Source organism: Embleya hyalina, assembly GCF_003967355.1.
Lineage (GTDB): Bacteria > Actinomycetota > Actinomycetes > Streptomycetales > Streptomycetaceae > Embleya > Embleya hyalina.
Window position 1 is genome coordinate 218492 of the sequence record NZ_BIFH01000031.1, and the last position, 10257, is coordinate 228748.

Sequence of the window (10257 nt, forward strand, 5' to 3'; positions counted from 1 at the left end):
GAGCATGACGCGACACGACGAGCGACGGCAAGACCGCAACAGCCGGTGTCCGGCCGTACCCGCACCCGCGACCGGGACCGATCACGCGGAAGACCCGCCGACCACCCCGTGAAGAACTCCCCGCTGCGGCAGCCACGTCCCGAACGGGTCCCGTCGAAGTGGCGATCGCTCGGGGTGCCGACGTCCGGTGGCCGTGCCGATCCTGAAGTCGCTCCCCCCAGAGGACGAACAGGCCGTCGTATCAACCATCGAGGCGTTGCAGCGCTGCTGCCCGGCTATCGCCGTGGGTGGCGAGGCCGTCGACGAGGTGCTGGAGCCGAACCCGACTTGGGGGGCGAACGTGCGATGACGCGCTCAGCCCCTCCAACCACGGCACGAGTCGCCAGGATCGGGACGCGACGGCAGCGTGGTTGTCGCCGATCAGCTCGTCGATCCACTGGAGTCCGGTGGCGGCTTGCCAGGGTTCCGACGTGGTCTCGATCAAGCCGATGAGTGCGTCGACCGCTTCTGGGGTGCCACGGGCGATGGGCATCCACCGCGCAATGAGTGGACCGAGGGTCTCCGGGTCGATCCATTCCCTTGCCGCTGCCTGCAATGCGGCGGAAGGATTCTCACTGGCGCTGTCCAGCTGTGGGTGGGGAATGAGGCCGGCGATGGCGCTGCGCCCCCGGAGGGCACCCTTGAGCGGATCGGCGCCGGCGTCTATTGCGTCCAGAGCCGTTCGCATCACCGACGGCCAGATCCTGGGGAGGGTACGACGGAGGTCGGTGTCGTAGGTGCACAGCACCGACAGGTCCCTCAGGAGTTGGGCAAGCGCGGGTGCGTTGCCGGCAAACGCCCGAACATGATCGGCGAGTGGGGTGCCGTTGCCCCGATCCGCCTCCTGGAGGAGGACCCGAGCGACCCGGCGGTGACTTTCTTGGAGGGTGGGGGTGTTGTAGTTCTTCGTCGCCCAATGAGCCACGCCTCTACGGTGCGCGTCCCAGAGAGTCCCGAGGAGACGTTCCGCGCGGGAGGCGATGCAGCAGCGCGAACGCGCGGCGTCTGCGGCGCTCATGAGCGGGCCGGTTAGCCGATTGACCATGAGCCGATCGGTCTCCACGGTACGGAGGGCTTCCGCAGGCGGGCCGCTGAGACGTGCGACGGTGCGGCATTGCAGTTCCTCGTCCCACGGTCCCCAATGTTCGCGAAGACCCGACTCGACCGCAGTCCAGGCGATCTCGTGTCGGCATCGGCCTGATCGGGGACCCGTGCGGCGCAGGATCGACAAGATGCGGGCCGGAACAGGTCGGCGTCGACCAGCTTCGGGGACGTTGCTGCAGGGCGCCGACCACACCCGGGTCAAGCCCAGGGGAAGCGCGTACCGTACTTCGTCGAAGAGGCTGGTTGCACAGCGGTCCAAGGCACGTTCGACAACGTCGTGGTCGATTCGGACCGTGGCGAAGGCCGGAAGCAGCAGGAGTGGCACACCGATGGCGGCCGAGCGGTCGGCACCCACGGGGTAAAGGCTCGACATGCCGGCGTGCTCTTCCTCATGCGGGCACAAGGCGGCGTCGAGAAGAAGGCCGGCGGCCCAGTCGATGTCGTCTTCCACAAGGTCGATGCGTCCGTCGGCATGCGCGCGTAGCGCTGCGGCCGCGGTTGCCACCACGGAGTCCCTGGCATACGACAAGCCCAACTGGGGTGGATCGGCGGCCAGAGCTCGAGCCAGTGCCACGTCGGCGGCAAGGGAGTCGATCGGGGCAATCCTGTCCTCGTTGACCGCGTAGGTCGCCACGAGCCGGAACACCTGCCTGCCTCGTGCGAGTTCGGCATTGTCGGCGGCGAGCCCCGCAACGACGTCGGGCGGCGACTGATACTCCACGACCACACCGCCATCGACCGCGACGAGGCGGTAGTTGCGTGCCTGCAGTCGGCTCGCCCACCCCTTGGCCATGACGGTGCTCTCGGTACCCACCTGGTCCCCGCGGGCGTTCTCACCGGCGCGGCGCATCAATTCGTCACCCAGATCGTGGAGAACTGCGAGGCGCTCCTGATTTCCGCGGAGAACGGCGGTGGCAGTCAACTCTTCGGCGACCTCGAGGAAGGTTTGGTGGCGCCGTTCGCGGCCCATGACGTCGGCCGGGTCCGGACCTTGGACGTGAATGCTGGTCGTTTCGGCCGCGACACGGAGCGTCTCCAAGCGCCAGATTTCCGGCCGAGCGATCCAGCGGTCCAACTCGGTGCCGATACGCTCGATGTGACGTACCAGCAGACCGACGACGAGACCGGGCATGGCCAGGTTTCCGCAGTCGCGCAACAGCAGTTCCGTGACCCTGCCCACCGGTAGATCGTGGCTGTCGATGAGCTGGTCGGCGAACTGCTCGACGGCGAGAAGAGCGCTCACGCACGCGTCCGGACCGATCCCGGTGGCGCGGTACCAGGACCACACGTGCGCATCACCGACGCACAGTCGACGACCGCTGCCGGGAAGGTCGAGTTCCAGTCCCTCCGGCTCCCCGGCCGACTGCACCCGGTCTGATGAGTAGAAGCCCCTGAGGTGAACACGGGTTGCGGAAGCGTGGTCGAGCAGGCGGTGAATCATCGCGAGGGTTTCGATCGGCTTGGCGGCAAGGAGCCAGCGGAACGGGCCGAAGACCCGGCTCGCCCGCGGCCCGAGGAGGCCGGCGACGGTATGGCGGCGCACGCCGTCGTCCAACGGATCGGGCTGGGGAGACCAGGGGCCGCCGGGGCGGGGCCTTTTGATGTAGTACGCCTCGGTGAGCGACAGCAGCAGCTCCGGACGGACGCGCGACAACGACCGCGCGACATGCCCCGACTCGACGGCGGGGGCCAGATGGGTGCCGTCTTCGGCGAGCGCGCGCAGAAACCCCTCCGCCCGGGCGTCCAGGTCCGCGTCCAGCATCGCGATAGCCTCCACGGCGAACTGGTCGTGCCCGGGGGGCTCGGCGTCGAGGACCACGTCGCGGACCTGCCGGCGCAGCGGCAGGGAAGGGGTCCCCGCAGCGGCCAAACCACGGAGCCAAGCCAGCACCAGCTCCCGAACCAGGGCAGCGATTCCGGACGACTTGAAGATTTCATCCCCTTTCGCCGGATAAAGGCCGAGGCTGTGGGTGAGTTCGACGACAGGCGCCAGGATCACCGGGTCGCCGACCCCGCCCTGGCTGTGCCCATCCCGGGCGAGACGCAACAACATGGCCAGGTGACGGGGCGACTGGTCTCCACCGGTGATGGTGAGCCGGGCAGCCGCAAGGGCCTCCGCAGCCGATCCGAGGGTGAGCAGGGCTTCGGAGGGCAGTTCGGCCCACCGGGCACCGTGGTCGACCGCGAGGGAGTCGAAGTCCTGCTGGAGTCGGCGTCGCGCCGACTCACTGTCCGGATGGGCAGCGGCGAGTTGCGCCTGGCAGGCCAGGCGCACCGCGCGGAGCGTCCACCGTGGGGCGCCGGCGGTCTCAAGAAGCCCCCAGCCGTCGCTGAGCAGGAGATGGGCAAGGGCCAGGTCGCGCACCAGATCGCTGGCGAAATCGTCGACAGGACGCCACGTACGCCGGGGACCAGCGGGCATGAGAAGCCCGTCCGAACGCAGCGAGGGCAGCGCCGCCGAGTCCGGCGCCGCCAGGTCCGCGACATCGGGCAGCAGGCGCCGCCGCGCGAGCGCGACCATCGCCTGCTCCCGGGCATCGGGCGACGGACCGCCCACAGGCGTCATTTCGCCACGACGTACCAGCCGACTCCAGACCGCATCGAACACGTCGGCTTCCGACAACGCACCATCGGGCAGCACATGCGTGGCATCGGCCCTGAGCAGAAGATCCACCAGTCCCGGCCGCCCCAATAGCCAGGCCGAGCGCGGCTGTTGCCCGAAACGCGCCACCGAGGGGAACGCCTGGGTCAACTCCTCCTTCTCGGCTTGGCTGAGGTGAGGCACCTCGTGCTCGGCGGGCGGCGTGCGGGAATCCGCCGGAGTCGTGATGTCCGCAGCCTTCTCCAACGCATCCGACACCGCCTGCGCCGCGTCGGTACGCGTCACTGCGGCCACCCCGAATCCCGCGCGCAGAGCAGCGGCTGCCAGGTCGGTGAGTAGCTGCCCGCGGCCCTCCAACACCGCCTCGGCGCCATCGACGACCAGCAGCCGGGCAGCGGTGGCCTCCACCTCCTGCAGGACCTCGGTCAGATGCGCGCCGAGGTCGGACTCGAACTCGGCCACGGTGGGTGGCAGATCCCGCAGGCTCACCGACGCGACGCTGGCACCGGCCTCCTCCAAGTCTTGGATCACACGCAGGGCAAGCGCGGACTTGCCGACGTCCGGCTCGCCGACGACGACCAGCACGCCCGGACCGGTGGCCGTCTCGTCGAGACGCTGCGCCAGGGCGCGTCGGGCGCTGGTGCGGTCGAGTTCGACGTGTCGGTGTGTGTCGGTCAAGCGCGCGCGGGTGTTGTCGCGCAGCATGCCGGCGTAGCGGTCGAGCATCGTCCATGCAGGGCTGGACGGTGGTGCCACGTCCGGCAGGACCTCGGGGTCCAGGCTGCAGCCGAGTACCGCCTCCAATAGACCGAGTTCATCCGGCGTGAGCGTTTCGGCCCAGCGATCCACCCTGGTCGCGGCAAGGCGGCCCAGACCGTCGGAGAGATGGTGTCGGCTCACGACGCCCACGACCTTGCCGCGGCTGAATACGGCCGCACCCGACATACCTTCCCAAGGCGAAGCCTGGGGATTGGGGCGTGTCGCGGGTGGGGTGACGGTCAGGTCGAGGGTGCCTTCACGTTGATTGGAGTGCACCATGCAGGTGGCGTGTACGTGTTCGGAGTCCCTGTAGGGTTTGCCGTCTGCGTCGTCGCGGAGCTTGAAGCACGGAAAGCCGACGGCGCTGCAACGCACTTCGACGTCACGCTCGCCGAGCCTGGCAAAGGCAGCTGGCGCGACGCTGTTGCCGCTGGCCTGGTCTGGGACGGTGAGGACGGCGACGTCGATGCCGGGGTGTGCCCACTCCACCGTCGCGTCGACCGTCCGCTCACCGGGGCGGTCGGCGTCGAAGCGGACCTGGATACCGGTTGCCTCCGCAACGACGTGAGTTGCGGTAAGCACGGTTCCGACAGACACCAGGTAGCCGGACCCGCGACGTCGCTTGCCGTCCGGCTTGGTGACGATGATCTCGGCCGCGCGATCAGCCCGCAGCCCGGCCCAGTCCACCTCGCGGTCAGCGCTCGCCGTCGGCTTCATCTCCACCGATAAGGACAGACCGCTGTGAGCCGTCCGGCACGATCAGTCTCGGCTGCAGGGTGATGTTGATCCGATGAGTTTTCGACGTCGCGTACTTGCCGTCAGCATTTGCCTCGACGACCCAGAATTGGACCTTGCCGCTCACCCCAGCCTCCCGGGTCACCGCAACGGTCGCCTCGATCTCCACCGGGCCGACCTCAAAACGGACCGGTCCAACCGGTCCGTCCGCCATCGCGGTATACAGGTCCTGCCGCAACTGCCGGATCATATCGGTCAGTTCGATCACAATCTACTCCTCGCCAGAGTCCCAAGGCTGGAATCCTACCGAGCAGGCCCCGGGCCCGTGCCAGCAACGCCAGCAGGAGATCGACGTGAGCCCGGGCGCCTGCCCGGATGTCGCACGGTGCCTGCTCGACCGAGCCTTGCGTCCCGCCCGGGGCGGTCGGGTGCCGCGCCCGTTGGGACTCGTTCCGGTACTCGCCCGCCCGCGCGCATTCGCTCTCCTGGGACGACGACGCCGGTCTCCGGAACGGAAGTTCCGGAGACCGGCGTCGAGCGGGGCCCGGGTCGACCGACGGCGTTGCCGTCGTGGGTCGGGTCCTGCGGGTCGTGTGTGTTCTGAGCTCGTCCACCTTGCCTCGCGCCTCCGGTGGGGCCGGTCGATTCCCGGCCTTCGATCCGACCCGGGCGACTGTTCGGTCAGGCGGGTTCGGGTACTTCGTGCTCGGCTTCCGCGGGCCACGGGCGTATGAACAACACTCCCGAGGCGGAGTGGCATGTCGGCGTCCGGCGGCAGGTACGCCAACACACCCGGCTCGGCTTGACCCGCCGAAGGGCAACCACGCTGTAGGGCTCGGTAATCGCTGGCATCGCCTCTCCCTGAGGCACGCGTACTTGCTGGGCCCGACAGACGCTTTCGCAGCCTTCGGTGGACTACCGCTGACGTTGATTGCCTCAGACGTAGCCGCCCGCTGCTTCGAGCCAGATGTCGGTGGTCAGAGGGGCTCCTCGCACGGGGTCCACCCTCTCCAGCGCCTGAGCCGCCTCCATGCGAGCGTCGATCTGCAAGTGTGGGTCGACGGCGAGGGCTTCGAGTATGCGCGCGCCTCGTTCCACGTCCCCCTGGGCCGCCAGTGCCTCGCCTGCCGAGAGGCGTCCTGCGAAGGTGAGGGTGGGATCGTTGAGGACGGGTTCGTTGGCGCGGGTTTCGGGTACTCTCACGGCTCGCTCCACGGCCACCCTGGTCTTGGCCGCCTGTGCGTGGGTCTCGCTGTCGCGGGTGGGATCGTTGATGAGGGCTTCCAAGAGCCGCACGCCTCGTCCCGGGTCGATCCGGCCCAGCGCTTCAGCCGCCTGCATCTGGTAGCGGAGAAGGTGAGTCATGTCGTAGGCGAAAGCTTCGAGGAGCTGCGCGCCCCGCTCCATGCCCGTCCTGGCCAGGACCCCTGCTGCCCCGACGCGGGCATCGGGGGGGAGGGCGGTGTTCTCGGCGAGGGATTCGAGGAGCTGCGCGCCCCGTTCCATGTTCACCTCAGCCAGTTGGCTGGCCGCCCGGATGCGGAGCTGGTCAGGGAAGGCGGACTCCGTGGCGAGGGTTTCGAGGACCTGCGCGCCTTGCTCCACGTTCACCACCACCAGTGCCTCGGCCGCGTTGTTCCGGCGGTAGGGCGTGACGGTGGAGTCGGTGGTGTAGCGGGCGAGTTGGCGGGTGGTTGACTCGACGGGCAGGTTGGTCCTGAGCGTTACCTGCTGCACGAGGAAGTCGAGGAACTCGAGCCTTTGTTCTCCGCCGGTTGTTGCGGGGTCTTGCAAGCGAGCCTCGGTTTCCTCGCTGATCCGGTCGTCGTGGGGAGTGAGGAGCCGGTCGAGGAGGAAGCCCACGTAGGACGGATCCTGGTTCTGCCAGCCGGGCGAGGGTTCGCCCGGGTCGAATAGCTGGTGGAGGGTTTCGCGGCGGGCGTGCCGGTCCCGGGTGGCGTGGCGGGCGGCGTGGTATTCGCGGAAGGTCTGGTGGGAGAAGCCGAGGCCGTCCGCATCGTGGACGACCAGGCCGGTGTGGCGCAGGAGATCCTCCAGGAACGCGTCCCAGAGCTCTGGGCGTACTTTTCCGGGTCGACAGATGGCGGCCTTGTGCGCGACGTGCGTCGCGGCGGCCTCGGCCTGGTGACCGGTGTGCCTTTGGTGGGCGAGGTGGTCGATCAGTTCGGGCAGCTGTTCGTGGACCTGTCGCGCGGCCTCGTCGACCTCCCGGCGAGCCCGCGGGCTCTGGAAGCCTTCCACGAGGCGCCTGATGGCTTCCTCGTGGCTGTCCGCGACGTGCTTGCTGTGGTTGTTCTCGTAGATCAGTTCGGTGAATGCTTCGTACAGTGCGGTGCGGCCTTCCGGCAGCGGGCGTTCGGGCTTGGCGAGGTAGAACTGGCACAGCATGAAGGCCATCAGCGGTGTCCGGGCCAGCTCGGCCAGGGAGGCGCCGCGCAGCGCGCCGGTGAACTGCTGAGCGCGGCGGACGGCCTCCCCCTGCTGCCACCGGATGCCGAAGTACTTTTCGGTATAGGTGTGTAGGTCGCCGTCGGTGAAGCGCTGCAGGTCGTAGCGTGGCACAGGATGGCCGACGACGCGATCGAGGACCTTGAGTTCGTTCCCGGTCAGAGGGCGGGTTGCCACCACGCACCGGTACAGAGGCGGGTCCTCCACGACGGCGTTGCCCAGCTTCTCCAGTACGGCGCGGCGCTCGGCGGCGTTGGCGAGTTCGTCGAGGCCGTCGACGAGCAGCTGCCAGTACCCGCCGGTGCACGGCCGCTCGAGGAAGCGGGCCGTGGCCAGTTCCGGGTGCCGCCCGTATCGGCTGAGGCCTCGGGTGGCGGCGGCGAGCGCGTCGGGCACCTGCGTCTGCTCGCCGACGAGGGAGCGTGCGCTCACCCAGACCGGGACCGCCGCACCGGTACTTCCGACAGTCCCGGCGCCACCGAGCCACTCAAGGGCCGCCTCGCCCAGTCGTGTCCGCAGCAGCGTTGACTTGCCGCATCCCGGGCCGGCGATGAGCACGCACACGCGGTCGGGCTTCCGGAAGACCGCCTCGGCAGGCTCGGGCCCGGCGGGCACGCCGGGGCCACTGTCTCCGGCAGGCGGACTGTCGCCGCAGGATGCGTCGGGCCCGCCGGGGGACACGGGAATGCTGCGCTGGCGCACGTACACCTTGGCCAGAGGAGGAGCCGTGTGCCCGGGGATCCCCGGATGCGGGTGCTGCTCGGCGGCCTTGCCGACGGCTTCGAGGTAGGCACGCACCGGGGCGTCCAGACCGGACCCTCGCACAAGGTCGGCGCTGTCGGGCAAGCCGATCAGAGCGCGCAGCGTGACGAGCCGGTCCGGGTCCAGCAGTTCGAACCAGGCCGTGACCCGAGAGGCGGTCAGCCGCCCCCGGCCCTCGCGAGGATGGTGCTCGTTGACCACCGCGATCAGACGGCCGCCGGCGAACACCGCCGCCCCCGACATCCCCTCCCAGGGCGAGCGGCCCGCATCCGGATCGGGCCCGGGCGCCGGAACGGTCAGCTCCAAAGTACCGGCGTACCGGTTGGACGCCGGATGGCACACCCCCGCGGCATGGTGCGAATCCCGATACCGTCCCCGCACCGCCTTCGGGCTGGCCCCGATTGTCCGGTCGGGGCCAGCAGCGCGGTGGTCGTTGTTGAGTTTGAACCGCGGGAACCCCACCGCATCGCAGTCCATCCGACCGTCTGGATCCCCGAACACCACGCTACCCGTCGGCGGCTCGGACTGGCGTAGCCGCAGGACCGCCACATCCGCTCGCGCGTCGGCGAACACGGCAGCGGCGCCCGTCTCGCGCACCCGGCCCGGGGCGTCTACGAACCGCACCATGACCGAGCCCGCGCCGTGCAGGACATGCTGCGCGGTCAGGACCAGATCGGCGGTCACCAGGTAACCCGAGCCGAACCAGCGCCCACCGGCCGCGTCGACGGCGACCGTCTGCACCGCCCGGGTGGGATCCCACCCGGCGGCGCCCGTATCCGGGCTCACTGCTCATCGCTCTCGGCTGCCCTGGACACCAACGGCGTTGCCCTGCCGGGGTTGAGCCTCGGGGTGAGGGACAGGTTGATTCGCTGCGTGCCGGTCGAACCCACCTTGCCTTCGCCCGAGGCCTCCACCACCCAGAACTGCACGTTCGCCCCGGCTGTGGCCGAGCGTTCGACCGCGACCGACACCTCCAGCTCTATCGGCCCCAGTTCGAACAGCAGCGCGGCACCGTCGGCGGCGGTCACCGCTGCCTCCAGCTCGGCTCGCAAATCCCTGATCACAGCAGTCAACTCGGTCATGTATGCGACCCCCAGTCACAGACACGCGCTCCCGAGGTTGACTGTAGAACATGACAGACCGCGCGGAATACCGACATCAGTCGAGTCGGATGTTCCGCCCCAGCTGCTTTGAAAGGTCTTGTCGTTTGATCATGTGTTGACCATTGGGGTTTGCAGGATCTGGGATTTTGGATCTTGGCTGTGTGGCTTGCGTTTTGCTGTCTTACTCGACCTTGTCTGGCCTGTGGCTTTGCAGGATCTGGGACGGAACGGATGGTCGGTTCCGTTGGGAAAACCCGTGGACGGGGGCGGGGTCGCCTCTCGGTGGCCGTTCGTGTCGTTCTTGATCGGTGTCCTTTCCGAGGGCTGCCTCGGCGGGTGAGGTCTGGAACGCCCGGTCGGCGGGGCCGAACCGATGTCGCCGGCGCGGCGGGTCCTGCTGCGCCTCTCGGTTTCCTGTCGGGTTTTCCTGTCCGGTTTTCCTCACGACTTTCGGGTCGGGTTGTCGATCTGACGCCCGGGCCTGTCGATGGCGCTGTGTGGTGTTGCCCGGGCCCCTGGTGGCGTGTGGCGGATCGGGGCGTGAGGGCCGCAGGAGGGCTCCAGGCCGCTTGTGGAGTGGTTGCTGGTGGTTGCCGGGGCGGGCTTGTGGTGGCTGTGGAGGGCTGGTTCGATGTGTCTGCGGGTCGGTGCCGGTTCGTTCGGTGGTGGGGCCTGCGGGTCGGG

4 protein-coding genes are annotated in these 10257 nt (G+C 68.9%); all 4 read right to left on the reverse strand.

Going from position 1 to position 10257, the window contains the following annotated elements; all coding sequences use genetic code 11:
• Positions 1-241: 241 nt before the first annotated feature.
• The 4 genes from EMA17_RS34350 to EMA17_RS34365 all read right to left on the reverse strand — a co-directional run bounded on the left by EMA17_RS34350 (position 242) and on the right by EMA17_RS34365 (position 9552).
• On the reverse strand, positions 242-5221 hold the full coding sequence (locus EMA17_RS34350; RefSeq protein WP_126641065.1) for a serine protease: 4980 nt from the start codon (positions 5219-5221) through the stop codon (positions 242-244).
• Positions 5199-5507, reverse strand: a complete 309-nt coding sequence (locus tag EMA17_RS34355; protein WP_126641066.1) for a trypco2 family protein — start codon at positions 5505-5507, stop codon at positions 5199-5201. Before EMA17_RS34355 ends, EMA17_RS34350 begins: the two co-directional genes overlap by 23 nt.
• 668 nt (positions 5508-6175) lie before the next feature.
• Positions 6176-9256, reverse strand: coding sequence for a trypsin-like peptidase domain-containing protein (locus tag EMA17_RS34360; RefSeq protein ID WP_126641067.1), 3081 nt, complete (start codon positions 9254-9256; stop codon positions 6176-6178).
• A complete protein-coding gene (locus EMA17_RS34365) occupies positions 9253-9552 on the reverse strand; it encodes a trypco2 family protein (RefSeq protein ID WP_126641068.1) in 300 nt (99 codons plus the stop codon). Before EMA17_RS34365 ends, EMA17_RS34360 begins: the two co-directional genes overlap by 4 nt.
• Between the last annotated feature and the right edge of the window lie 705 nt (positions 9553-10257).

Bases quoted from the DNA above. Each gene is read 5' to 3' on its own strand.
- EMA17_RS34350 (WP_126641065.1), bottom strand. From the start codon at position 5,221: ATGAAGCCGACGGCGAGCGCTGACCGCGAGGTGGACTGGGCCGGGCTG.
- EMA17_RS34365 (WP_126641068.1), bottom strand. From the start codon at position 9,552: ATGACCGAGTTGACTGCTGTGATCAGGGATTTGCGAGCCGAGCTGGAG.